Raw genomic sequence first — 25,133 nt, 5'->3', positions numbered from 1 at the left:
ATATGAAGACAGTTACAGTCAATATTGTCACTCCCGACGGCTCAGTATACGATTCAGAAGTAACGATGGTAATCGCTAAAACGACTTCAGGTGAAATTGGTGTCTTAGCTGGCCATATTCCTATGGTTGCTCCACTTACAATTGGTTCTGTGAAGCTTAAAAAAGCAGACGGCACTACAGATGTCGCAGCGGTTAGCGGTGGTTTCATTGAAGTTCGCCCTGAAAAAATCTCGATTTTAGCTCCTTCTGCAGAAGTTGCTTCTACGATCGATGTTGCCCGTGCTAAAGAAGCTTTAGCTCGTGCTGAAGGTCGCCTTCAAAAGAAACAAGATGACATCGATTTCCAACGCGCGGAATTATCTTTAAAACGTGCGATGAATCGTATCAATGTTCATGAGGGTAATATCTAATGTTTAACAAGCGGGCAGATTCTTTCTGCCTGCTTTTTTTATAGTCATGAAAGAATTATAAGAAGTTAAACAGTTTGGAACACAAATCGCCATCATTTGGGGTAAGGTGTTTAAAAGGAGCGGGGAAATTGGATTTATATGTCGAGGCAGGCCAACAAGCAATCGTTAATGTGTTAGCATATATTATATTTATAGGAATTGCCCTTTATGCATTACAAGGACTAAGAATTGAACAATTATTTAAAAAAGGTAAGACTTTTCAAATTCAGCTCTTTTACATTTTGTCGAGTATTGTTATTGGTTCAATTGTAGCGGATTTCTTTTTAAACTTTTTAAGCTGGTCGCAAACGATTCCCTATATTTTTAATTAGTACAGGAAATAGATGCGGTTTTATTTCTTGTAAAGGGGAATAAACGTTTGTTTTCCACTACAAGAAATAAAAATTTCCTAGGAAATAAGAGGTTTGTAAAGTTACATGATTTGGGTAGTTATTTTTAGGAAAGTACTTTTTTGTGAAAATTTGTCTATTCACACTAAATAGTTGCGCTGCGTATTATAATTTAATAGCCTTTTCAAACAAATTAGATTAAAATAGTAATTTGGGTGCTTGAATTACCGCCCTAATAAATGTAGTATATTTTTGTGTGTAAATTGAGTCAAATGAAGTTTAAAATAATTTAAGTTTAATTGAACTTATTCCTTTATTATATGAGAATTGAATTCGGAGGGACGAATTGTGGAGAGAATTATTGTTACTGGAGGTCAGACACTAAAAGGCACAGTACGCGTTGAAGGCGCAAAAAATGCTGTATTACCGATTTTGGCTGCTTCTCTATTAGCTTCTAAAGATAAAAATATGATTAAAGATGTACCAAACTTAGCAGATGTCGGTACGATTGGTGAAGTGTTAAAAAGTTTAAATGCGATTGTCGAATATGATGTCGAGAAAAACGAAATGATGATTGATGCCTCTATGAAGCTATCTAGTGAAGCACAATTTGAGTTTGTAAGTAAAATGCGTGCATCCATTTTAGTAATGGGTTCATTATTAGCACGTAATGGCTATGCACGTGTAGCATTACCAGGCGGCTGTGCAATTGGATCTCGTCCAATCGAACTTCATTTAAAAGGCTTCGAAGCTATGGGTGCAGAGATTTCCTTTGGACATGGTTATGTCGAAGCAAAAGTAAAAGGTGAACTAAAAGGCGCAGAAATCTATTTAGACTTCCCAAGTGTTGGGGCTACTGAAAATATTATGACAGCAGCATCTTTAGCAAAAGGGACGACTATTATTGAAAATGCAGCGAAAGAACCTGAAATAGTAGATTTGGCAAACTTTATTAACGCAATGGGTGGCCGTGTCATTGGTGCCGGTACTGATACGATTCGTATCGAAGGCGTTAAAGAATTAAAAGGTTGCGAACATTATATTATTCCAGACCGCATTGAAGCTGGAACATTTATGGTAGCGGCAGCAATTACTCGCGGAGACGTATTAATTGAAAACGCTGTACCAGAGCATATGACAGCACTAACTGCAAAAATGCGTGAAATGGGCGTAGAAGTTATTGAAGAAGATGAAGGCATCCGTGTGCGCGCAAATGACCCATTAAAAGCGGTTGATATTAAAACGATGCCACACCCAGGTTTCCCGACAGATATGCAATCACAAATGATGGCATTAATGTTAACGGCAAACGGAACAAGTATCATCACGGAAACAGTTTTCGAAAATCGTTTTATGCATGTTGAAGAATTCCGTCGCATGAATGCAGACGCAAAGATCGAAGGACGTTCTGTATTCATTGAAGGTGGCAAAAAACTTCAAGGTGCCGAAGTATCAGCGACAGATTTACGTGCAGCAGCAGCATTAATTTTAACTGGCCTTGTATCTGAAGGAGTAACTCGTGTTACAAAGTTACATCATTTAGACCGCGGCTATGTGGATTTCCACAAAAAACTAGCTTCTTTAGGTGCAATGATCGAGCGCATCGATTTAGAAGAAGAAGTGTTACAAGAAATCGTTGTGACAGTTTAATAGCTAGATTCATATAAACATATAAAGCATTCAGGAAGCGAGATTTGGGCTTACCGGATGCTTTTTTGTTTATGAAGGATAGGGTTTCCGGGGAATTAGAAGGTTTTGACGAGAAAGTAGAACGGTTAGGGCTGAAAGTAGAACAAAGCGCTTTGAATGTAGAACGTTGACAGGGAAAAGTGGAATGTTTCCGTATGAAATTAGAAAGGCGCCGTGAATTAGAAAGTCCTAGCGCGAAAGTAGAACAACTCCGTTGGAAAGTAGAACTCGCCGCTATTAAAGCAGAACGATTCCTTCCGAAAGTAGAAACCTGCACCGCTCTATCACCCGAGAACCCCTCCTAAAACCCCATTCCTCATAAACTAGAAATTCTCTCTCCAAATGAACTCATATTCTTATTGCAAGCTCATATACTGTCTCATGAAAAAAATTATCATTTATTTTATCATTGGCGTCCTATTGTTTTTAGTCCCTTTCACCTTAAAGTCTAAGAAACAAAACTCCATTACTGAATTAACGGAATCTACTACTTGTCCTTTATTTATTAAAGTGAATAATACTGACGTTCCGATTGAAGATTATTTAATTGGTGTAATTGCAGGGGAAATGCCGGCAAGTTTTCATGTGGAAGCATTAAAAGCTCAGGCGATAGCCTCCCGGACTTATGTATTGAAGCAGACCGATTATGGGAAAAAGCCGATCCTCACAACGACAGCGCATCAAGTCTACAATGATCAAGAACTACGAGAAGAAAAATGGAAAACTACTTTTGCAGAAAATGAAGAGAAAATAACAGAAGCCGTCAATCAAACTGCCAACCAAATTCTTACTTATAATGATGAACTGATTACAGCCATGTTTCATGCATCATCCTATCAATATACCGAGTCTGCGGAAAACTATAGTGGAAATCCGATTCCCTACTTAACAGCAACCACTTCATCTGAACAATTAAATCAAGAACAGATAACGTATACATTTGAAGAAATAAATAAAAAACTCAAACAGAATTTCTCGAGGGCCCAGCTTCAAAATGCGAAGCTGCAGCGAAACGATACGAAACGCATCGAGCAAATTACCATCCATAAAAAAACATGGTCGGGTAGAGAACTGCGCACACTTTTAAACTTACGCTCCACGAATTTCACATGGGAACCGACAGCGACCGGTATAACGATTAAAACTTATGGATACGGGCATGGGGTAGGGATGAGCCAGTATGGAGCAAACGCGATGGCACAGGGGGGATTAACGGCGGAAAATATCCTTTCTCATTACTATCCATCGACAACATTAAAATCGATAAATTATTGTAAAAAATAATGTTTAACTTTCCAATTTCTTGTACACACTTCCATTTGAGGTGATGAATATGAGAGAAGTTAAACAAAAGCCTTCTCAGAAACCAGTTATGCAAAGACGGTGGTTTTGGCCGGCTGTATACGGTGGTATGGCAGTAATGATTGTGGCAGTTATTTTTAGTTTTAATGCATTGTACGAAAGTCAAAATGAGCAGGAACTGATGGAAGAAGTTTCTGCACCAGCCGACCAGTCGATTGTTCCAACAACAGCGACTGTTACGGAAACTTTGAAGTATCCATTCAAAGAAGAATACTTAAATGAAGTAACGGTTTTGCAGGATTTTTATGACGTCTCAAAAGATGAAGCAACACGCGAAAACTCATTGCTTGTATTTAATCAAGTGTTCACAACATCTACAGGGGTCTCTATCGCCATTAACAGCGAGCCTTTTGAAGTTATTGCTGCAATGAGCGGAGAAGTGACAGAAGTAAAAATGGATGCATTTACGGGCAACAGCATTACTCTTACACATCCAAATGGTATGCAAACACGTTATAACTCCGTGGCAGATATTCTTGTAAAACAAGGCGATCAAGTTTCACAAGGCGATCAGCTTGCTACTTCACAAGAAAATGAATGGAATCCAAACATTGGCGTTCATTTACACTTTGAAGTAATGGAAGATGGTGTACTGGTGGATCCGAACAAATATTTATCCTTTTGATTATTTAGCAAAATGGATGAATTCGGATATATTTTTAGTAAGTTAACAACGAATCCTGCAAACTACTCCGAATAATTAAGAGCCTATTCACATAAGGTGAAATATTAAGAAGCAAGGCTCTTTAGATTAGAAGTGGAGAGGGAGAGGACGTGCACGAACATATTCGGCAACGCTGCGTTCGTTTGGGTGAACTGTTGGTAGAGACAGGTGAAACCGTGCGTGCACTCGCGAAAATGACGGGATTCTCTAAAAGTACTGTACACAAAGATTTGACAGAGCGGCTAAAACAAGTGAATGAACCACTTGCGCTACAAGTACAACAAGTTTTAACCTATAACAAATCGATTCGCCATTTACGCGGTGGTGAAGCAACACGTAAAAAGTGGATTACAAAGCAACAAGAAAAAAGCATTTAGTCTGTTTTTATAACAACTAAATGCTTTTTTTAGTGATTATTACTTTATATTTTTACCATTTTAAACCATTATAAAGGAAAATCCTTCCCACAATATTGATGTAATTCAACACTGTATATGATAAAATAACTAAGATAGACATATATAGAATCGTATACATGTTCAAATGGGCGGAAGGAGAATAATGAAACATGTTTTCTAAAGATATTGGGATTGATTTAGGTACTGCGAATGTGCTGATTCATTTAAAAGGCAAAGGGATAGTTTTGAATGAGCCATCTGTAGTAGCAATCGATAAAAAAACAAATAAAGTATTGGCAGTCGGTGAAGAGGCACGTCAAATGGTGGGACGTACACCGGGGAATATTGTCGCAATTCGTCCATTAAAGGATGGCGTAATTGCAGATTTCGATGTAACAGAAGCGATGTTAAAACATTTTATCAATAAATTGGACGTTAAAGGTTTCTTGTCAAAGCCACGCATTTTAATTTGCTGTCCGACAAATATTACATCGGTAGAGCAAAAAGCAATACGTGAAGCTGCTGAAAAATCAGGCGGCAAAAAAGTTTATTTGGAAGAAGAGCCAAAAGTAGCTGCAATCGGCGCAGGTATGGATATTTTCCAGCCAAGCGGTAATATGGTCGTTGATATCGGTGGAGGTACAACGGATGTAGCAGTATTATCAATGGGCGATATCGTAACGAGCGAATCGATTAAAGTTGCTGGAGATGTATTCGATAATGACATATTGCAATACATAAAGAAAGAATACAAGCTGTTGATCGGTGAACGTACAGCAGAAAATATTAAAACAACAATCGGTACAGTATTCCCTGGTGGACGCGATGATACTATGGATATCCGCGGCCGTGATATGGTTACAGGCTTACCGAGAACAATCGAAATCAATTCAGAAGAGATTGAGCACGCATTACGTGAATCAGTTAGTATGATTGTACAGGCAGCCAAAGACGTACTGGAAAAAACACCACCAGAATTATCGGCCGACATCATTGACCGAGGCGTTATTTTAACAGGCGGCGGTGCGTTACTGCATGGGATTGATCAGCTGTTAATCGAAGAGCTGAAAGTACCTGTATTTGTTGCTGAAAACCCAATGGACTGTGTGGCAGTTGGGACTGGAATTATGCTGGATAATATTGATCGCGCGGTAAATAAATAAGTTATATTACTTATAATTATCAGTTTTTTGCCGATAAATGATAAATACGGCATAATTTGAGGTGAATTGAGTGTTTAAAGGTTTTTATACAGTAGCTACAGGAATGGTTGCACAACAACGTAAAACTGAAATTTTAACGAATAATATGGCCAATGCCAATACACCTGGCTTTAAATCAGACCTAACGACAATTCGTTCTTTCCCGGATATGTTGATGTCGGCAGTAAATTCGACAACAATTCCGACTGAAAACGGGTTTACAGTAAAGAATCTTAATCCGGTTGGTGCGGTGAATGCGGGTGTTTATTTACAGGAAACAATGCCAAACCAAACGCAAGGTCAGATTTATTCAACCGGTTTAAATACAGATATCGCGCTTATCAATAGTTCGATGCCCACTGACGAAACATCGGGAAATTCAGGACAAATATTCTTCCGCTTAGAAAATGAATCCGGAACAGAAAGCTATACACGTAACGGGAATTTTACGCTGGACGGGCAGGGGAACTTAGTAAACCCCCAAGGACTATTCGTATTGGATGCGAATGGGGAACGACTGCAATTTGATAACGACAATATTCGCATCAGTTCGGACGGGGCGATTTTTGACGAAAATGATATGCAGATCGGAACATTAGGTGTCGCATTTTCTGGAAACCCTGACGTACTTGTGAAGCGTGACAATGGGTTATTTAATACATTGGATGGTGTCGATCTACCATCTGCCTATGGACAGGCAAATGTACAGTTTTCTATGCAGCAGCAATATTTAGAAGGCTCCAATGTCGATGCTTCTAAAGCAATGACAGATCTATTAACTGCATACCGTGCATTTGAAGCAAACCAAAAAGTGCTGCAGGCCTACGATAAGAGCATGGAAAAAGCAGTTAATGAAATTGGACGAGTTAATTAAACAAGGAATAGCGATTATTTTCATTAGCTGACGAATTTTCGTATAATTAAGGAGGTGCGGGAAATGTTACGTACAATGGTGAGTGCGACAAATACATTATCTCAACTACAGCATCAGTTGGACACAATCAGTACAAATATCGCAAACAGTAATACAACAGGCTATAAAGCACAGCAGGCAAATTTTACGGAAATGCTGTATCAGCAATTTAATAATGATGAATTAGACCGCACTGTCCGAGACACACCTGTAGGCATTCGTTATGGTGTCGGTGCACAGATCGGATTAATCCAATCAAATCAGACACAGGGATCACTGCAAGTAACAGACCGCGATTTAGATTTTGCATTAACAACAAAGAATCAATATTTTAATGTGTTAATGCAAAGTGAAGAAGGCGATGTGCGAACTGCATATACCCGTAACGGTAGCTTCTATGTTACACAGACAGAACCTGGCATTCTTTCACTTGTAAATAGTGACGGATACCAAGTTGCAGACGCAAATGGACAGCCAATTACATTCCCGGATAATGTAACAGGCTTTACGATGGATTCAGACGGTTCGTTAGTGGCAAGCTATGAAAATGGCACACCGCTAAAATTCCAACTTGGAATTTCTGAACTGCAAAAACCAAATGTAATGGAAAAACTGCAAGGCGGGACATATATTGGATTACCGGAAAATCTGGATGCACTTGGCTTCACGCAAGCGCAAGTACTGACAGATCTGCAAGGTGCCAATCGTCAAGTGGGTATTCAAAAAGGTGCACTTGAAATGTCGAATGTAGATGTATCAAAAGAGATGACAAATTTAATTCAAGCACAGCGTTCATATCAATTTAATACACGTGCGATTACAATTGCAGACCAAATGCTTGGGTTAATTAACGGTATTCGCTAAACGTGCGACATTGTTAAGGAGAAGTTTTATGACGAATGAGTTAGAGACACAGATGGAGCAAAAAGAACCTGCAGCCAAAAAGTCGAGACGCCGCGTAAAGAACGTTTCTGAGCCACCAACGGATCAGCCTGTTGGTAAGGTTCGGCTTCGCCTGATTCCGATCTGGCTACGGATAATAATCGTAATTCTATTATTTTTAGTAGCAGTAACTGTAGGACTGGTTATTGGCTATAGCATTATAGGGGACGGCGCAGCATCCGATGTTTTAAAGTGGGAAACATGGCAGCATCTTCTCGATATTATAAATGGTAAAGAGTAGAGGGATTGTCGGGAAAGCCATTTCCGAGCAATCCCTTTACAGCGAAAAAGCAAAAATTTAGTTTACTAAATTGAATTGGAGTAAAAAGCCGACTGAAATTCCAGGTTCTTTCTCCAATAATTGCATCGCTTTACCAGAACATACATAAAAATTAACGATTATCTACATAATATTATAGAGGAAACAAGGGGGATTTTTTAATGTTAAACGCAGAGCAAATTCAAAATATTTTACCACACCGCTATCCATTTTTATTAGTTGATCGCATTCTGGAAATCGAAGAAGGAAAGCGCGCACTTGGATTGAAAAATGTATCGATCAACGAAGAATTTTTTAACGGACATTTCCCTGGCTATCCAGTAATGCCTGGTGTCCTAATTGTCGAGGCACTTGCGCAAGTAGGTGGTGTTGCATTATTAAATGCACCAGAATATAAAGGGCGTCTAGTATTTTTAACAGGGATTGATAGTTGCCGTTTCAAGCGTCAAGTCGTACCGGGCGATCAGTTGAAGCTTGAAGTGGAATTTTTGAAATTGCGCGGGCAAATGGGGAAAGGCCGCGGTACTGCGACAGTAGATGGCGAGCTAGTTTGTGAGTGTGAGATTTTATTTGCAATTGGACCTGTACAGCCAAAATAAGGCGATTTGCAATTGGAACTCAAAGATTATAAAATATAAAGGTTGAAGAAAATCTTTAACTTCTTTAAGCAGAAGTCTCCCAATGAGATAAGATAGGTGTGGGACGATTGCCAGTGTTCACCTTTTATGGGTTTTCATGTGCCTGTAAACAATGAGCGAAGTTTGGCTTTAAACGTAGGAGGTTTTAAAATAGATGTATAAACAACTGTCTTCAGGCGTAAAAATTAGTATTACACGATCAATATCGACGTCGTTTGAAGCTTATTTAGCAAGCATTGGTTGGGATGAAGAAAAATTTTCGATGGAAGACTATATGGCAAGCTGGCAAACGTATTTTAAAGAAAATGCCGCTTGGATTGATAAAATACCGGCAGACATTTTACTTAGCCCTGAATTTCATGAAGAAATTGCTAAGAAAATGGATGAAGTCATTGCTAAAATTTTAAGTGAAGAGCCAACAGAAAAGCAAAAGAAGGAAATTGCTGAATTACAGAAACAATTAGGTACAAATTACAAATTCGACTGTAAAGCAGAAGCCGCTTATGTTGAACAGCTCTTAAAAGATAAATTGAAATAACCGCAATTTTTTGTAGGATAGATCCTTCTTTTCCCGGGCACTATATGTACGATCACACGAAGTGATTGACTCATGATTGCAATGGGAAAGGAGGGAATTTTTTATGCGAAAATCAGCACTACTTGTCGCACTTTCGCTTGGTTCACTGTTATTTCTCTCAGCGTGTAATACAAATGACAACGCTGGAGATGACAATCTAGGAAACGATGTCGAAAACGGTGTTAACGATGTAATGGATGACACACGTGACGTTATTGACGACACGGTTGATACAGTCGATCCAGACACAGATGGGCGTAGCGGTCAAAATGACATGAACGGACAAACAAATGAGAGCACGATTGACAACAATCAGAACTCAAATGTCCCGAATGGTTCAAGCGGACCAAATGGTGATAATGGCGCAACTGCACCAGGAGCTCCATCGGTAAACCAAGAAGATATTATCGAAGACCGTGATGATCGAAAGGATAAAGACCACGTAGATAATCACTAGTCTAAAGAGGGAATCAGTGTTCACTTTATTGTGGGCACTGGTTTTTTTTAATTTGGCGTGGCGAGTTAATCCTCACTTGAGTCAGGTTAATCCTCACTTAAAATTTGGAACACCGCTAATATGAAAAATCGGAAACTTCTCCAAAGATTCATCTAAAATAGCTTGTTGGTTTGCGATGACGACAGCAAAATACACTGGGATAGTGATTTGCCATTTTCGCAAACATTGTTCCAAAAATAGCTGATGCCGGTAAACTTGATCAAGGGGGTTTCGGAAGTTTTCACGTTTTTCGTTGTAGATGCGGTAAAATTCATGCTGCGCGGATTTATAAAATAAAACTCCGGACAGCAGTTTTACTTCAAAAATTACTATAAAATCTGGCGTCATTAAAATAGCGTCTATCTGATGGGAAAAGCCATTATCATTCATACATTCAAAATTGTAGAAGATATGATGGTCTGTTTTAAAGTAATAATCGGATAGAGCCTGCTTCAACTTCATTTCGCCTGCAAATCCAGCCTCCAAGCGATGAAACTCTTGCTGGATCGCACTTGCTTCCATATCATCGGGCAAAATCCTTTTAGCTAATACTTCTATATAGAGATGATGTTTCGATTTCTGCATAAACTTCACCTCCCCTTGAATATACGATACAGGGTGAGGAATGACAAATGCTCCGAAAGCGTTAATACTACAAAGAAAACTGAAGTAAATGACCCTTTATAAATCAATTTAAATATCAAAAAACTACTTTCCGTCCTCTTCATTATTTTTCTGTAATGAAGGGCGATTGCGCATCCCTTGGTCAAATGCCTCTAGCAGCTCATCATTTCTCAAACCATCTTCAAGCAGCTGTGCCAATAATAGTTCGGCATATTTTTTGCGCTGAGCTTTTAAACGGCCTTTAATAAGTACCGAAATTTTATCTCCTACTTGTGTAATCGAATGTACGACAACAGCAAATGGGGCAGGCTCGTTGTCTGGTAGCGAAATGATGGCACGCGCATCCAGCACTTCACCAGATGCAACAAACTTTTGGAAAAAATCGTAATATGTATTTGCTGTAAACAATTCTAAAATCCACATTTTATGGCTATTTTCCTGATTAATAATAATGCCGTCTGTTAATGGAATTTCTTTTATTTCATCGTTTAATAATAAATCAAAAGCAAGCATTTTAAAGGTTTTCACTTCTAAATCCCTCCTCAATTTTCTTATGTAAAAGTATAACATACAAAAAATGTGAAACTGCCAATTTAAGCAAATTGTAATATTATCTACAAGTCCATTTACATCAGCATTATCATTAAAATGAGTGAAATACCATATAGGCGAAAAAGTATTTTTGAATCAATATTTTAGCCGGAAAATTCAAATTCGGGTTTTGCTAAAAAAGGCAGGGTTCGGCTATGCTTTAGTTAATTTTCGAAAGAAAGGAGGTCAATGAATGAATCAAGTTGGGATTGTAGGGCGAACGACGAAAGATTTGGAACTCAGGCACTTATCTGAAGGCAGGGTTCGGGCATACTTTAGCATTGCTACTAACCGTCCTTTCAAAAATAGTGAAGGGAAGGTTGACGCTGACTTTGTGCAATGTGTCGCATGGGGGAGAACTGCTGAGCTGATGGCAAAATATTGCGGGAAAGGCTCGCTCGTCGGCATTAAGGGACGCTTGCAGACAAGGACATATGTGAATCGTGAAAATCAGAAAGTATACACGATGGAAGTCCAAACAGAAGAAGTGCAGTTTTATGCTTTAAAAGCCCCTGGTGAAGCAGGAAAGCTCCAGACAAAGCCCCCGATTGCCGAAGATTTCGTGCTTCCAGAACAAGAAATCAAACTCGTGCACCAACCGTAAACTTTTCCCTCTCCGATAAAATAATAAATACCCAGGAGGTGAAATGCCCAAATCTGCTGTTTGACCGCGCAGTAGTAATCATTCTTTCTCACAATCCTATAACAACTGAATAAAGTAGTGAAGTAAGCATAAAAAAGAGTCTACTTCATGGCGTAAAAGTAGACTCTTTCTAATTTATTTTATATTGCCTGTATCAAGAACAAGTAAATCCATTAGTTCTGAATCATCAAGTTCAGTCAACCATTTGCTTGATTGAATTAATTCTTCAGATAGCGCGGATTTCATTGCAATCATTTTATCAATTTTTTCTTCAATCGTCCCGATCGTCACAAACTTATGCACTTGCACAAATTGTGTTTGTCCGATACGGTATGCCCGGTCTGTTGCCTGATTTTCGACCGCGGGATTCCACCAGCGATCGGCATGGAGCACATGTGTAGCTGCTGTTAAATTAAGACCTGTTCCGCCAGCTTTAAGCGACAGTAAAAATACAGGGAACTCTCCTGCCTGGAATTGGTCGACTAAATTGTCGCGCTGATTTTTTGGCATACTACCTGTTAAAAACGGAACATCAACATTATAAAGCTCTGTTAAACAATGCTGAATTAAATTACCCATTCCGATATACTGTGTAAAAATTAAGCATTGTTCGCCATTATCTATAATTTCCTTTGTCATTTCAATAATGCGCTTTAGCTTTACAGAACGGGAAACCATTGAATTGGCATCTTCAAAAGGTTCTTTTAAAAACAGGGCAGGGTGGTTGCACAGCTGTTTTAATTTGTTGAGCATTTTTAAAATACGTCCCTTTTTCTCAAAGCCAGTGAGCTCTTCAAGAGTAGCTAAAGTATCCTGAATATAGCCTTCATAATGTGCTGCTTGCTCAGGTGTAAGAGCACAAAATTCAAGGGATTCCTGTTTATCAGGTAAATTCAGCTGAAGCTCGGGATCGCGTTTTGAACGACGCAATAGGAACGGACGAATTTTCATCCGCAAAACACGTTTATGGGATTCCGACTCTTCACGTTCAATTGGTGTAATAAAGTTTTCGGTAAATCTTGTGAAGCTTCCTAAATAGCCTTTATGGATAAAATCAAAAATGGCCCACAACTCGGAAAGACGATTCTCAACAGGTGTTCCTGTTAATGCAATATGATGCTCGCCTTTTAATTTCCGTATTGCACGGGATTGCAATGTTTGCATATTTTTTATATTCTGCGCTTCATCCAAAGCGACCGTTGCCCAGTCGATAAGCTGTAAGTCATCTGCATCCTGAGTGACCGTACCATATGTCGAAAGGATAACATGCGGCCGCTGTGTTGCAATATAGCTCGTCAAGTCATCGCCTTTTAAACGACGGGGCCCGTAATGTGTATAAACCTCCAGATCAGGAGCAAAACGAGTAAGTTCCTTTTGCCAGTTGCCGACAACCGATGTCGGGCACACAATTAAAGTCGGTTTATCGATTTGCAGAACTGAAACAGTATGGAGCATATACGTAATAAGCTGAACAGTTTTACCAAGTCCCATATCATCTGCCAGACAGGCACCGAATTTCTGATCACGCATGAAAACAAGCCATTCAAAGCCTTCCTGCTGGTATGGACGCAGCTCAGCATGAAGCTTGGCCGGTACCGCTACTTTCGGCAGACCTTTTTTATTTTGCAGCTGCTCGATATACGTCTGCAGGGATTGCTGCATTTCAAATGCAAATAACGGATCATCACGCTCGGCATCATCTTCCATATCGTCTTCGATGGGCGCTGTTAAAGTTTCAGGCAGCTCACGGAATAGTAAATCACGTACTGTCCAATTTTCTTCCTTTGCCTGATCCATCAGTTCACGCATTTCATTGAGCCATTCTGCATCAATACGGAACCATTCTGTGCCGATACGGACAAATTCACGTTTTTCATCAACGAGTTTCTGGAAGGCTTCAGCGGAAATTTCCTCACCATTCATGGAGAACTGCCATTTGAATGTCAAAATATCGTCCAGTCCTGCAACACTGCGGGCCGACTGGTTATTTGCACTGACACGTACACGCATTTTCGATTGGCGGAGTTCTTTAAGCCAAGCCGGTAAAATCACATCAAAGCCTAAAGCCTGTAACTTAGTAAGTTCGAGACGTAAAAATTCACGTACTTCCTGATCATTGAATTGTGTATGAATAAACTGCGCACTTTCAGCATTTAATTGAATTAAATCAACTATTTGATTTTGCAGCTCTTCAATGTCATTAGCAATCGCACTCCATTTTTTCGGCAGTGCATCCGATATTGGCAGTTTTAGTTTTGATGAAGCAGGTGTCCAATGTTTTGCGGCATTCGGACTAATAAGCACCGTTTCCAACAGCCAGTTTTCTTCATTTTCCTCTGGCTCACTTAAACGCAGTGCTACCTTCACACCATCGAAAACATGGGAAGTTTGCATCGGCCAGCCACCATTTTGGAAAAATGGAATCAGTGCAAGCGTATCGTCTTTAGAAAGCCCGGCATCCATCAGTTTTTGTTCAACTGCATGCTGTAATAGGTCATTGGAAAATGAAAAGCCTTCTTCTGTTACAGTTACCTGCTGCCAAAGCTTTGGGTCATTCCAAAGCGGCAATGTCGTTTGGATTGTTTGAAAGTGATTCACAGTTTCATCATCATACGCAGCGAAATCCAAAAACGGATGACGATTTGCAGGTGACAGAACGTCTAGCAAATGAGATGCCGATATGATTAAATCACGCTCTTCCAATGAAGTGTGCAGACCGTAAAAACTTTGCTCAAATTTGAAAAAGAGTGACGGAGTCCAATTGGCTGTCGGTAAAATTAAATCATTTTTATTGAACGCAGTAGCGCGGAAGTAACCGGGACGCAGCGCTGAAAGCTTTATGCGAAAGACTTGTAGAAAGGGTAGCTTCGTATTAAATAAATATTGCATTGTATCGTTGCGCGGTAAACGCAATGTCACCTCCTATTAGCAAAATACATAATCTAGATGAGTAAATTGCTTTTATTTATCTCTTCTTGCAGTGCACGCAAACGTTTGTACTGCTGCTGCACGGCTTCAATATATGCTGTAAAGTAGTCGAGTTTTCCGGCTTTTTTGGAAGCCGATTTCATGGCACGCCAAATGCGGACTGCCTGCTTATAATTTTGCCGCGATTTCTGCTGAATTTCTTCCATCGCATAAAAATGGTAAAGAGGAAGCGCAGTTTCAGGTGACTGTGCAACAACATCCTTTAAACCGCACTGGTCTAAATAAGGAATCGATGAAGGATATAGCTGATGCAGTGCTACCCACTCGTCCAAACGATTTTGACGCAGTAAATAGTTTGAAAACGACTCAATCCCATATCTGCCAAACGAAGAGTACAGTGCGAGCTCCTCATTTTCACTTAATTGAATTTGACCGTATAAGTGATCGAGTTTACGCGTAAATTTTTGGCGACGAATCGGCAATAAGTTATCCTGCACAAACGTCTGTAAAAAAGGAAGGGCCTTTTTTAAAATAACAGTCGCGTCATCAACAAAGTCTTTCTGTAATGCATATTGGGCTATGTCGATAAACCCTTCCACATTATGTTCACTCATTGTTTCGACTGCTTGTTCCAGTTGTGGTGGGGAACTTAATAAAATATAAAAAATGGATTTTACTACATTCAATTCGATATCTGTGTTGCTATCATCGCTTTGTTCCAAAAGAGCCAGTTCATTTTTTAAGCGCTTTTGTTCATTAAATAGCTTAGTCCAAAATTGCAAATACAATGACAACCGGAATGCTGTTGCTCCTTTTTCGATAAAAAGAATCTCATGGACATTCTTCTGAATTGCATCAAAAAATGGTTCTGTTGCGAACAGCCTTGTTGTTTTACTTAATGTATCAATCGATCGCTGTATGCGGCTTAACGTATTTTCCAAAAAGAACTGAACATAATGATGGCTCAGATCTGTTTTCGTTTTGACTGCGTGTAACAGATAGTGTTTCGAAACAGCGATATCCATAAACAAGTTAAACAGCTCCTGCCATTCCTGCTCATAAGGGCGGTGGCGCTGAAGCTTAGTACGAATATTTTCAATTAAGCCCGATAACGTATACGGCTCCAATGGCTGCGGACCTTTAATTGCATAATTAAGCACTTCGTCAGCCATCATCTGCCAGTTTTCAGGACTGCGCTCTGACGCTAAAGACTGGAGCGGAACGGATCTTTTAGAACGCCAAATAGATAGCCATTGCTGCAGTGAAATAAAATACTGCGCCAGCTTTAAAATAACCGCAAGTTGATGTCGGCACAGTTCCTTTTTAGGGCAGCTACAGCTAATCTGTCGTTCCGGAAAATTAATTGTCACTTCCGCTGTATTGACATCCTGGATTTGGCATACCAGTATTTGACTGAATCTTGAATAGTGCGGTGGCTTGATTGCCTGATTACGGACAGAGAACATGGCGCGTGTCACCAATTCTGCATCTTCATTTGCTGAAGGGAGAAGCTGTTCTTCAAAGGATTGTAATGTATGTTGAATAAAGTCTTTATGTGCATGGGCAATCTCGGAAAAAGATAAACTCAAAACGGGTTTCCCCTCCCTAATAATTAATTGCATTGGAAATTTTAACATCCTTCAAGGTGAAGGAAGAAAAAAAGTCGTTCCTTCCATTATAATACGAATCCGGACAAATCGGTAATGTGAAGAGACATTGAATAAATTTTTTAAGCGAATAGCACTTTTTAAAAGGTTTGAAATGTGGAAAGTGTGGGGAAACTATAAGCAACAGAGAAATTGATTTAATATTCAAGAACACCTGAATGATTGCATCCATATGATAAATGAAATTAGGTCTTATGACTCGGATAAATGCCAACAAAATAAGTGAAGGAGGAATTCCCATGATTCAAGTACAATTTATGAAGCCTTTTTATACAAAAATGACAGGCACGAAATTACGCTTAGTCTTTGCTTATCAATACTTTTCCATTACAAAAGATGAGGAAGTTTTTCATTTTATCCCGATTGAAGGGAAAGAAATGATTATTGACTTAAACTCACTGCAAGTCGAAAACTTATCGGAAGTTTTTGTATTCCAGCGCGGCAACCGCTTCGTGCGTCTCCCGCTGTATCAGCTTTTACTCGTATCAAATGTACATGAGTATTTAATGCCGATTATTGAAAATGTATCAAGTAACGTAACACCATTAAAAAATGAAACGTCACCGGTATTCGATGAGGAAGTGGAAGGAATTGTTCGGGCTTTAGAAGAAAACAACTTATCCCGTCTAATCGATGAAGCGCTCGAATCACGTGATGAAGCATTGTTCCACAATTTAATTGCGGAAAAGGAACGATTAACTGGAGGCTATGCATCGTGATTGCCCATATAAACTAAACCCTGTTAGCTGATCTTAGCTAATGGGGTTTTTGTTTATTACAGATCATTTCTCACCAATTAGTATAACAATCTCTTACAAAGGCAAAATTAATAGGAAAGCTTTCATTAAACAGCTCGAATAATAAAAACTATTTCACACGGCGAGCAGAAAGTTGTATACTGTAATGCAGGACTAATTTTCAAGCATTTACAGGCAACCATTTGAACAACCATTCCGTCCTATAAATGAACGGAATTTTGAAACTGTATTAAATGAAGTTATTTAATTTATAAATAACGAATGCAGGCAAAATGCGTGAAACAAATTATACAATAATCAAACAATGAGATATAGCTTTTTTGAAAGTGAAGGAGAAACGATCATGACAAAATCAATCTGTGTCGTTGGATTAGGATACATCGGTTTACCAACGGCAGTAATGTTCGCAAATCACGGCGTAAAGGTACATGGTGTTGATGTGAATCCAGCAGCTGTGAAAAGTATTCAGGATAAACAATTACATATTGAGGAGAACGGTTTACAGGAGCGCCTGGACAAAGCGGTAGATGAAGGCTTTTTAACGGCATCAACGACACCTGTCGCTTCGGATGTGTATATTGTCGCGGTACCGTCACCAATTAATCCGGACAATACAGCGAATTTAGAATATGTTCGTCAAGCAACAGCTTCAATCGTACCTTTCGTGAAAAAGGGCGATTTAGTTATTTTAGAATCAACAGTACCACCAAAAACAGTAGAAAATGTAATGCTGCCTGAGTTAGTGAAATCTGGTTTAGAGATCGGTACAGAACTATTTGTAGCCCATTCTCCAGAGCGAGTTATTCCAGGGCGTATTTTTGAGGAGCTTGTAAACAATGACCGTATTGTTGGCGGGATTTCACAAAAATCAGCAGAACTTACAAAAGAACTGTATGAAACATTTGTTAAAGGTACGATCCATTTAACAGATGCAACAACAGCTGAATTAGTAAAAGTAATGGAAAACACATATCGTGATGTAAACATTGCATTTGCGAACGAACTGGCTAAAATGGCTGAGAAATTAGATGTGAACATTTGGGAAGCAATTAAATTTGCGAACTATCACCCACGTGTAAACGTCCATTTCCCAGGACCAGGTGTAGGCGGTCACTGTATCGCGGTTGATCCTTGGTTCTTAGTTGAATTAGGCGGAGAACAAGCCCAAATCATTCATTTATCACGTAACACGAATGACTCAATGCCAAGTTTCACTGCACAAAAAACACAGGCGATTTTAAATAAAAACGGTATTGCAGGCGCAACAGTTGCTGCATTAGGTTTAGCGTTTAAAGGAAATGTGGATGATATGCGTGAAAGCCCATCGACAATCGTAATCGATGAGTTAGAGAAACTAGGCTTAACTGTCGTTTCACATGACCCGCACATTAAGCAGAACAAACATAAAACACAAACACAAAGCATGCAGGAAGCGTTGGAACAAGCGGATATTTTAGTGTTCCTGACAGACCACAAAGAATTTAAAGAGCTGGATCCGTCAACATTAAACGCGAAAAGCAAAATCGTATTCGATACGAAAAACTGCCTAAACCGCGAAGCATGGGAAAAAGCAGGCTTCCAGTTCCACTTACTTGGAGATGCGAAGAACTAAATTATCTTTTAATAAAGATGATAAATTTATTGTACAAGCAAGTTGATTGGAATGTAGGGGAGGCGACTCCAGCGGGAATAGCAAAATTTATTTTGCGACGAAAGCGAAGCGGCAGGAACACCGACGCCTGAGAATACAGGCTCAGGCCGTGCCTGCGGAAAGCGTCCGACCCGAAATGGAAATCAACCCTCATGTAATGGGGAAGAACTAATATTGTAAACTTGGCAGTACGTCTAACACGTACTGCCTACTGTTTTTTATAGATGGAAAAAAAGAAGGGAAGACTATATATGAAAGAAACCGTACTCGGCATTCAAGTAAATACCGAAAGCTATGATGAATTACTTCCAAAAGTATTTGATCAAATCGAGAAACAGCAAAAGTCGTTAATTGTAGCTATTAATCCGGAAAAGATTATTAAAGCTAAAGAAGACCCGGCATTAAAAGCTCTTCTTAATAACGCAGAGTTTCAAATTCCGGATGGCATAGGGGTTATTTTGGCTTCGAAAATCCAGAAGGGTCAAATTACATCACGTGTAACAGGTGTCGATATGATGCTGCGTTTATGTGAAGAGGCAGCACAGCGTAAAAAACCTATTTTTCTTTATGGAGGGAAGCCGGGAATTGCAGATCAGGCCGCTAAGAAATTACAAGAACTCTACCCATCTATCCAAATTGCCGGCACACAGGATGGCTATGAAAAGGATAATCAAAAAGTTATAGATAAAATTAATAAAGCGAAGCCGGATCTACTGTTTGTAGCAATGGGTTCACCCAAGCAGGAAAACTGGATTAATGCGAACCGTGATCAGCTTCATCCAACGATTTATCAAGGTGTAGGTGGGTCATTTGACGTATTGGCAGGCAATGTGAAGAGAGCACCAGAAGCTTTCCAGAAAGTTGGAATGGAATGGTTTTACCGTTTAATGAAGGAGCCGCACCGGATTAAACGCCAAATCGCCTTGCCTTTATTCTTGCTAGAAGTAGCACGTGGAACGAAAAACAACAAGTAAAGGAAAAAAAATAGTGTAATCTTTGTAATATTTGATTGTTTATTTGTAATGTTAATGATACACTAAATTCAGTAGTGAGATTTCCTCTACGATATATATTAAATTTTAACTTTTCCCTGCAAGGAAAAACTCGGTTGGTAGCCCGAGAAAAAGGCTTTAGCATTTATATGCTAAAGCCTTTTTCTTTTTTTATTTTTGTCGAATTTTAGCGAACTAGTTCTATTAATTCGTACTGTTCATACACTAACCAGGTAGGAAAAAATATGGTCATATAAATAATAACTATATTACAAAAGTAATATATTAGTAATAATTGTAATGTGTGAATTCCAGTTAAATCATTGGTATAACTGCGATATATATCCATTTTTATTACTTTTTAATGTTATCAAAACCAATAATTTCCAAGATTTTTAATTATATTTGAATAGTATTGGAAATTAATTGTCAAAGAAAATGTTGTTTTTATTAGTAGATGTATGTCATAATTAAAGAAATTTGAAGTTATCTGAATATATTTACGGATTCATATCTTGAAAACTATAAAACAGGCTATTTCTGGATTTATTGTCAAAAAAAGATTGACATAGTAAATGTATACTACTAGAATTTATGTGTAGTTAGTTTTTCTGCACATATTTCGTGTGGGTAACTAAAATTATTATTTTCACTTATGAGGAGGAAATTTTTCAATGGCTAACCAACCAAAGAAATACAAAAAATTCGTAGCAACAGCTGCGACAGCTACATTAGTAGCATCTGCAATCGTACCAGTTGCATCTGCTGCATCATTATCGGACATCGCAGGTAACACACACGAAGAAGCGATCACATCATTAGTAGATGCTGGCGTTATCAACGGCTACCCAGATGGAACGTTCCAACCTAACAAAACTTTAACTCGTTCTGACGTAGTTAAATTATTAGGTAAATACTTAGTATCAAAAGGTTTAGAAGTACCTGCTGACTACAAAACAAACGTACGCTTCAACGACTTAACTTCAGCTTCAAACGATGAGTTATTAAAATATGCTGCAGTAGTATATGATGCAGGCGTATTCAACGGTTCAAACGGTAACTTATTAGCAGGTGACAACATCACTCGCGAAAACATGGCTGTTGTATTAGTTCGTGCATTCGATACTTTAAACAACATCGACCTAGTTTCTTATGTACAAGGTCAAGAGTACAAAAAAGACGTTAAAGATCTTTACACTGCTAAATCAGAAGCTCGTTCTGCAATCGAAGTTCTTGACTTCTTCGACATTACAAACCCAGCAGTAGCGAACTTCAATCCAAAAGGTTCAACTACTCGTGGTCAATTTGCTACATTCTTATACAAAACAATCAACACTGACTTCTCAGCTGTAACTGGTGTTGCAAACAGTGCAGTTTCAGAAATTAAAGCCGTTAACAACACTACTGTTGAAGTAACTTTCAAAGAAACTGTAGGGAACATCGAAGCTTTAGACTTCACTATCGATGGTCTTGAAGTGAAAAACGCTGTTGTTAAACAAACAGACGCTAAAACAGTTGTATTAACTACTGCTGCTCAAACTGGCGAAACTGTATACACTTTAAATGTAAATGCTGCTAAAGCTGGTACATTCAAAGGCGTTTCTGCTGTAATCCCTACTGCAGTGACTATGACAACTCAATCAGTACAAGGTAAACTTGGTCAACAAGTAACTGTTAAAGCTCAAGTAACTGTAGCTGAAGGTCAATCTAAAGCAGGTATTCCAGTAACATTCTCAGTTCCAGGAAACAATAATGATGCTGTATATCCAACAGTAACTGGCGAAGCTGTAACTAATGCGGAAGGTGTAGCAACATTCACATATACTCGTTACGGCGCAGGAACAGATTCAGTAACTGCTTATGCAACTGGCGATCGTTCTAAATTCTCAACTGGTTATGTATTCTGGGGTGTTGAAACAATCGTTTCAATCGAAGAAGTAACTACTGGTTCTACAATCAACAATGGTGCTAACAAAACTTACAAAGTTACTTACAAGAACCCAACAACTGGTAAACCAGAAGCGAACAAAGTATTTAATGTTTCTGTATTAGAAAACATTAATGTTACAGCTGAAAAGTTACAAAATGTTACAGTTAATGGTGAAGCTGTAAAACAGTTAACAAATGACACAGCTCCGGTTGCTGCACAAATTACAACAGATTCTAAAGGTGAAGCTACATTCACAATTTCAGGTACAAACACTGCTGAAGTAACACCAGTAGTATTTGAAGCACACAAAAATAATGGTCTATCTACATTTGGCGAAAAGTATGAAGCTTCAGATTTACAAGCACAAGGTGCTAAAGTGAAATTCTCAGCTTTACAAGCAGAATACACAATCGATGTTACACGTGAGGGCGGCGAAGTAGCAGCAATTGATTATACAAATGGTCGTGAATACAAAGTAACAGTTAAGAACAAAAATGGCGAAGTTGCGAAAAATGAAGTAGTAAACATTGCATTTAATGAAGATCTTGACCGTGTAATTAGCACAAATACAGATGCTTACTTTGTACAAGAAGATGCAAATGGTCGCGTGTACACTCCAAATTTAAAACAAATTACTGTTACAACTAACTCTAAAGGTGAAGCAAGTTTCGTTATTGCTAACGATACAGTAAGCACATATGCAACTCCTGTAGCTTGGATTGATATCAATAGTGCATATGTAAACAAACAAGGTAACCTTGATGAAGGTGAACCAAAAACTATTGCTGCAATTTCTTACTTCGAAGCTGAGAAATTAGATGGTGCTTCATTAAAAGTTAAGGATGCAAACGGTAAATTTAAAGGTACTGCAGATTTAAAAGGTAACGTAGCTGCAGAATTTAAAGTAGAACAAGTAAACCAAAGTGGTGAAACAACTACAATCGGATCACTTGAAGAAGTAACTTATACAATTCATAACACAGGTTCTAGTGTAATTTATATTGGAGAAGCTGGTTTAACAACATCGGTTTCTGATTCTGATAAAATTTCACCAAACCGTAGCAAAACTGTTAAATTAACAGGTGCTCAAGTGTTAAAATTAAGTTCTTATGAAGGTAAATCAGGTTCAGTTAAAGTTGTAGCAACTGGTAAAGTGAAACATGAAGGTAAAGAATTCAACTTTGTAGCAAAAGAAGCTACAGCAACATTCAAATCTTTAACTGCAATTGTAGATTCTACTGAAGGTATTGTTACTAAGTTTAACTCGGATACTAAACGTATCAAAATTGGCACAAAAGACGAAATTGACTTTAATGCAGCACATGCTGATAATAAAGTTAAATATTACTATATTTCTAATGGCGGTAAAGTAACAACTGGTTTCGAGCATTTCTCAACATTAGTTGGTGGTTATGCAACAAATGATATTACAGTAGCTTACTATAAAGATTCAAATGGTAATATTGAACTTACAGTAATTGATTCTACTCCTGCTGTTAATACTGTAGCTGGTACTACAGTTGTTGTAGACGGAGCTGGTGCTGGATCAGCAACTCCTGCTACTACTGCATTAGGCGAATTAACATTCACAAGTTCAGCAGGTATTGATCTTAATGGGTATAAAATTGTAACTGGTACAGTTGCTGATGGTACAGCTGTTACTGCTTCATTAACAGGTACAACTATCACTATCAATGGTGACTTCTCTGATACTGATGCAACTGGTGTATTCTCAACTACTGCTGACATCAATACAGCACTTGGTACATTAACATTACCGACTGGTGTAACAGTTACTGCAACTGGTACAGTAACAAAAGCTATCCCTGCTGGCGCTTCTTCTTTACCGTTCACAGGTGGTAAAGCTGCAACTCCAGCAAAAGATGAAGTTGCAACATTTACTGTAACAAATGGTGCTAAAGTTTCTGGGAATATCACAGTAGCACTTACTAACCCTACTTTAAATGTAAATGTAGCAGTAGTAGCTGGAGATAGTGCTGCAACTGTTGCAGGTAAAATTAGAGCAGCTTTAACAACTGTAACTACTGGTTATACTGTAGGTGGAACTGGCGCTGATGTAGTGTTTACTTCTACTTCTGCTGGTACTAACGTAACAAATCTTACAGTTACTATCACTAACTAATATTGAAAAAAACGTGCATTATAGGCACATACAACTCTGACAACACACTACAATTTATGAAAATATATTGAGTGAGGTTAGAGTGGGGAGAGTCTTATGTGAGAGAAATCTTGCATGGGACTTTTCTTTTTGCCTTTCAGCCTACGCTCATGTTCAGAGCCGTAATAACTTACCTTTGAAATATTTAATATTAATATGGAGTAATAAATAAATGCCTTTCATTCCGAATGTGGAGTGAAGGGCATTTTCTATTTTGAAGAAGGAGTTACAAATGGAAGAGAATCAAAAGAAAGTACCTGCAAAGAGAATTCAGTTAGTAGATGTATTGTTGGAGAGAAAGGGATCGCAGTTGTTTTCAGGAAGATGTGTTCGATCTCCAGAGGATGTGCCAAACATCATTCGAGATTTCATTGGGGATAGTGACAGAGAGAAGTTTGTTGTACTTGGATTGTCAACAAAGAATGAGCCACAATTGCTACAAGTGTGCACACAGGTTCCATCAATGCATCAATTGTGCATCCGAGGGAAGGAATGAAAGCACTCGTCATTTCAAATTGCAGTGGATGTGTAGTAGCTATACAACCATCCATCGAATGACGTCACACCATCACCAGAGGACATTGATGTGACGAATCGCTTAGTTGAAGCAGGTAAAATTATTGGTATTGATGTAATGGACCATCTAATTGGCATCGGATAAGTTCCTATCATAAAAAGAGAAAGGCTATATGTAGGTGCACATGAATACGATTCTATGCATTTCAGAAGTATTGTTACAAAAGTATGGTTTCTATGTTCCAATCTCCGAAATTGGATACGAGAACAATAGTTTCTATAAAGGCATTTTAAAAATCCAATTCAAACAGAGTGTGCTAACTATACAGATGCAGAAGGTAACTACTATTTAGTCATTCAGGTAGAAATTGTTTAATCAGAACCATACGAAGTTTGAACGGTAAATGGAAAGGTAGTTGGGAATTTTACAGATAGGGAGGAACAGGAATGAATGTATTTGAAGACCGTTATGTAAGAATCATTGTGAATAGCGAAACGTTTTATCGTGAAATTGGTGAGGATAATGAATTAGGCGCAAGAATCGCAGAAGTAGATTTTAATACCATCATTTTAGATGCAGTGTATAGCGATATTGTAACAGATGAACTTTTAGTTGATTTAGTACAAGTAAAAACAATCATTGATCGGATGCCAAACATTCATGACTGCAGCGTATGAAAAAACCTAAACA

Annotated in this window: 25 protein-coding genes; 21 read left to right on the top strand and 4 right to left on the bottom strand. The window is 38.6% G+C overall.

The genetic code is table 11. From position 1 onward, the window contains the following. Positions 1 to 2 precede the first annotated feature (2 nt). From ACQKN3_RS11055 to ACQKN3_RS10995, 13 genes are all read left to right on the top strand, one after another. Positions 3 to 410 (top strand): F0F1 ATP synthase subunit epsilon, encoded by a 408-nt coding sequence (locus ACQKN3_RS11055; protein WP_079524653.1) that lies wholly within the window; start codon positions 3 to 5, stop codon positions 408 to 410. Positions 411 to 538: 128 nt separating this feature from the next. Continuing rightward, positions 539 to 781: a DUF1146 family protein gene (locus ACQKN3_RS11050; RefSeq protein WP_251689850.1), complete on the top strand. Its 243-nt coding sequence runs from the start codon at positions 539 to 541 to the stop codon at positions 779 to 781. 366 nt (positions 782 to 1,147) lie between these two features. Continuing rightward, on the top strand, positions 1,148 to 2,449 hold the full coding sequence (gene murA / locus ACQKN3_RS11045) for a UDP-N-acetylglucosamine 1-carboxyvinyltransferase (protein WP_251689849.1): 1,302 nt from the start codon (positions 1,148 to 1,150) through the stop codon (positions 2,447 to 2,449). Between the two features lie 420 nt (positions 2,450 to 2,869). Next, positions 2,870 to 3,772 carry a stage II sporulation protein D gene (spoIID, locus tag ACQKN3_RS11040; protein WP_427711374.1) on the top strand — a complete coding sequence of 301 codons (903 nt, stop codon included), beginning with the start codon at positions 2,870 to 2,872 and terminating at the stop codon, positions 3,770 to 3,772. Between the two features lie 49 nt (positions 3,773 to 3,821). Next, on the top strand, positions 3,822 to 4,475 hold the full coding sequence (locus ACQKN3_RS11035) for a peptidoglycan DD-metalloendopeptidase family protein (RefSeq protein ID WP_427711372.1): 654 nt from the start codon (positions 3,822 to 3,824) through the stop codon (positions 4,473 to 4,475). Positions 4,476 to 4,624: 149 nt separating this feature from the next. After that, complete coding sequence (locus tag ACQKN3_RS11030; protein WP_008404436.1) at positions 4,625 to 4,891, top strand: sporulation transcriptional regulator SpoIIID; 267 nt, start codon at positions 4,625 to 4,627, stop codon at positions 4,889 to 4,891. A 191-nt stretch (positions 4,892 to 5,082) separates the two neighbouring features. After that, entirely contained in the window at positions 5,083 to 6,075 is a 993-nt protein-coding gene (locus ACQKN3_RS11025) for a rod shape-determining protein (RefSeq protein ID WP_251689846.1), read from the top strand. A gap of 70 nt (positions 6,076 to 6,145) precedes the next feature. After that, positions 6,146 to 6,988 (top strand): flagellar hook-basal body protein, encoded by an 843-nt coding sequence (locus tag ACQKN3_RS11020; protein WP_427711370.1) that lies wholly within the window; start codon positions 6,146 to 6,148, stop codon positions 6,986 to 6,988. 63 nt (positions 6,989 to 7,051) lie between these two features. After that, positions 7,052 to 7,891, top strand: a complete 840-nt coding sequence (locus ACQKN3_RS11015; protein WP_251689844.1) for a flagellar hook-basal body protein — start codon at positions 7,052 to 7,054, stop codon at positions 7,889 to 7,891. Between the two features lie 28 nt (positions 7,892 to 7,919). Continuing rightward, positions 7,920 to 8,210 (top strand): DNA-directed RNA polymerase subunit beta, encoded by a 291-nt coding sequence (locus tag ACQKN3_RS11010; RefSeq protein WP_427711367.1) that lies wholly within the window; start codon positions 7,920 to 7,922, stop codon positions 8,208 to 8,210. A 200-nt stretch (positions 8,211 to 8,410) separates the two neighbouring features. After that, on the top strand, positions 8,411 to 8,848 hold the full coding sequence (fabZ, locus tag ACQKN3_RS11005) for a 3-hydroxyacyl-ACP dehydratase FabZ (RefSeq protein ID WP_079524660.1): 438 nt from the start codon (positions 8,411 to 8,413) through the stop codon (positions 8,846 to 8,848). Between the two features lie 193 nt (positions 8,849 to 9,041). Next, entirely contained in the window at positions 9,042 to 9,425 is a 384-nt protein-coding gene (locus ACQKN3_RS11000; protein ID WP_087615657.1) for a hypothetical protein, read from the top strand. A 103-nt stretch (positions 9,426 to 9,528) separates the two neighbouring features. Then, positions 9,529 to 9,921, top strand: coding sequence for a hypothetical protein (locus ACQKN3_RS10995; RefSeq protein WP_251689842.1), 393 nt, complete (start codon positions 9,529 to 9,531; stop codon positions 9,919 to 9,921). Positions 9,922 to 10,014: 93 nt separating this feature from the next. Here ACQKN3_RS10995 and ACQKN3_RS10990 read toward each other — a convergent pair whose 3' ends face one another. Both ACQKN3_RS10990 and ACQKN3_RS10985 read right to left on the bottom strand, forming a co-directional pair. Then, on the bottom strand, positions 10,015 to 10,545 hold the full coding sequence (locus tag ACQKN3_RS10990; RefSeq protein ID WP_427711364.1) for a nuclease-related domain-containing protein: 531 nt from the start codon (positions 10,543 to 10,545) through the stop codon (positions 10,015 to 10,017). A gap of 123 nt (positions 10,546 to 10,668) precedes the next feature. After that, positions 10,669 to 11,112, bottom strand: coding sequence for a YwpF family protein (locus tag ACQKN3_RS10985; protein WP_427711362.1), 444 nt, complete (start codon positions 11,110 to 11,112; stop codon positions 10,669 to 10,671). A gap of 256 nt (positions 11,113 to 11,368) precedes the next feature. Between ACQKN3_RS10985 and ACQKN3_RS10980 the strand changes: the two genes are divergently transcribed. Further along, positions 11,369 to 11,779 carry a single-stranded DNA-binding protein gene (locus tag ACQKN3_RS10980; protein ID WP_427711360.1) on the top strand — a complete coding sequence of 137 codons (411 nt, stop codon included), beginning with the start codon at positions 11,369 to 11,371 and terminating at the stop codon, positions 11,777 to 11,779. Positions 11,780 to 11,953: 174 nt separating this feature from the next. On the opposite strand, the gene ACQKN3_RS10975 is transcribed toward ACQKN3_RS10980, so the two are convergent. Both ACQKN3_RS10975 and ACQKN3_RS10970 read right to left on the bottom strand, forming a co-directional pair. Next, positions 11,954 to 14,731: a DEAD/DEAH box helicase gene (locus ACQKN3_RS10975; protein WP_427711358.1), complete on the bottom strand. Its 2,778-nt coding sequence runs from the start codon at positions 14,729 to 14,731 to the stop codon at positions 11,954 to 11,956. A gap of 29 nt (positions 14,732 to 14,760) precedes the next feature. Then, entirely contained in the window at positions 14,761 to 16,335 is a 1,575-nt protein-coding gene (locus tag ACQKN3_RS10970) for an SWIM zinc finger family protein (protein WP_427711356.1), read from the bottom strand. 317 nt (positions 16,336 to 16,652) lie between these two features. Here ACQKN3_RS10970 and ACQKN3_RS10965 point away from each other — a divergent pair, with 317 nt between their 5' ends. The 7 genes from ACQKN3_RS10965 (at position 16,653) to ACQKN3_RS10935 (ending at position 25,120) form a co-directional block, all read left to right on the top strand. Beyond that, positions 16,653 to 17,132, top strand: coding sequence for an IDEAL domain-containing protein (locus ACQKN3_RS10965; protein WP_079524668.1), 480 nt, complete (start codon positions 16,653 to 16,655; stop codon positions 17,130 to 17,132). 382 nt (positions 17,133 to 17,514) lie between these two features. Then, positions 17,515 to 18,783 (top strand): nucleotide sugar dehydrogenase, encoded by a 1,269-nt coding sequence (locus ACQKN3_RS10960; RefSeq protein WP_427711354.1) that lies wholly within the window; start codon positions 17,515 to 17,517, stop codon positions 18,781 to 18,783. Between the two features lie 290 nt (positions 18,784 to 19,073). Then, the gene (locus tag ACQKN3_RS10955; protein ID WP_427711352.1) at positions 19,074 to 19,796 is read left to right on the top strand and encodes a WecB/TagA/CpsF family glycosyltransferase; all 723 of its coding nucleotides are present in this window, start codon (positions 19,074 to 19,076) and stop codon (positions 19,794 to 19,796) included. 692 nt (positions 19,797 to 20,488) lie between these two features. Next, entirely contained in the window at positions 20,489 to 23,887 is a 3,399-nt protein-coding gene (locus ACQKN3_RS10950) for an S-layer homology domain-containing protein (protein ID WP_427711350.1), read from the top strand. A 271-nt stretch (positions 23,888 to 24,158) separates the two neighbouring features. After that, a complete protein-coding gene (locus tag ACQKN3_RS10945) occupies positions 24,159 to 24,422 on the top strand; it encodes a hypothetical protein (RefSeq protein WP_427711348.1) in 264 nt (87 codons plus the stop codon). 90 nt (positions 24,423 to 24,512) lie between these two features. Then, complete coding sequence (locus tag ACQKN3_RS10940; RefSeq protein WP_427711657.1) at positions 24,513 to 24,587, top strand: hypothetical protein; 75 nt, start codon at positions 24,513 to 24,515, stop codon at positions 24,585 to 24,587. 302 nt (positions 24,588 to 24,889) lie between these two features. Continuing rightward, a complete protein-coding gene (locus ACQKN3_RS10935) occupies positions 24,890 to 25,120 on the top strand; it encodes a hypothetical protein (protein ID WP_427711346.1) in 231 nt (76 codons plus the stop codon). Positions 25,121 to 25,133 lie beyond the last annotated feature (13 nt).

The sequence above is a fragment of the Solibacillus sp. NPDC093137 genome, from assembly GCF_050280445.1.
Lineage (GTDB): Bacteria > Bacillota > Bacilli > Bacillales_A > Planococcaceae > Solibacillus > Solibacillus isronensis_B.
The sequence above is the reverse complement of the archived record's forward strand: the minus strand, read 5'-3'. Positions and strand labels throughout refer to the sequence as shown.

Bases quoted from the DNA above. Each gene is read 5' to 3' on its own strand.
- ACQKN3_RS10960 (WP_427711354.1), top strand. From the start codon at position 17,515: ATGACAAAATCAATCTGTGTCGTTGGATTAGGATACATCGGTTTACCA.
- ACQKN3_RS11055 (WP_079524653.1), top strand. From the start codon at position 3: ATGAAGACAGTTACAGTCAATATTGTCACTCCCGACGGCTCAGTATAC.
- ACQKN3_RS10950 (WP_427711350.1), top strand. From the start codon at position 20,489: ATGGCTAACCAACCAAAGAAATACAAAAAATTCGTAGCAACAGCTGCG.
- ACQKN3_RS10990 (WP_427711364.1), bottom strand. From the start codon at position 10,545: ATGCAGAAATCGAAACATCATCTCTATATAGAAGTATTAGCTAAAAGG.
- ACQKN3_RS10995 (WP_251689842.1), top strand. From the start codon at position 9,529: ATGCGAAAATCAGCACTACTTGTCGCACTTTCGCTTGGTTCACTGTTA.
- ACQKN3_RS11010 (WP_427711367.1), top strand. From the start codon at position 7,920: ATGACGAATGAGTTAGAGACACAGATGGAGCAAAAAGAACCTGCAGCC.
- ACQKN3_RS11035 (WP_427711372.1), top strand. From the start codon at position 3,822: ATGAGAGAAGTTAAACAAAAGCCTTCTCAGAAACCAGTTATGCAAAGA.
- spoIID (WP_427711374.1), top strand. From the start codon at position 2,870: ATGAAAAAAATTATCATTTATTTTATCATTGGCGTCCTATTGTTTTTA.
- ACQKN3_RS10935 (WP_427711346.1), top strand. From the start codon at position 24,890: ATGAATGTATTTGAAGACCGTTATGTAAGAATCATTGTGAATAGCGAA.
- ACQKN3_RS11000 (WP_087615657.1), top strand. From the start codon at position 9,042: ATGTATAAACAACTGTCTTCAGGCGTAAAAATTAGTATTACACGATCA.
- ACQKN3_RS10980 (WP_427711360.1), top strand. From the start codon at position 11,369: ATGAATCAAGTTGGGATTGTAGGGCGAACGACGAAAGATTTGGAACTC.
- fabZ (WP_079524660.1), top strand. From the start codon at position 8,411: ATGTTAAACGCAGAGCAAATTCAAAATATTTTACCACACCGCTATCCA.
- ACQKN3_RS10965 (WP_079524668.1), top strand. From the start codon at position 16,653: ATGATTCAAGTACAATTTATGAAGCCTTTTTATACAAAAATGACAGGC.
- ACQKN3_RS10955 (WP_427711352.1), top strand. From the start codon at position 19,074: ATGAAAGAAACCGTACTCGGCATTCAAGTAAATACCGAAAGCTATGAT.
- ACQKN3_RS10945 (WP_427711348.1), top strand. From the start codon at position 24,159: ATGGAAGAGAATCAAAAGAAAGTACCTGCAAAGAGAATTCAGTTAGTA.
- ACQKN3_RS11025 (WP_251689846.1), top strand. From the start codon at position 5,083: ATGTTTTCTAAAGATATTGGGATTGATTTAGGTACTGCGAATGTGCTG.
- ACQKN3_RS11015 (WP_251689844.1), top strand. From the start codon at position 7,052: ATGTTACGTACAATGGTGAGTGCGACAAATACATTATCTCAACTACAG.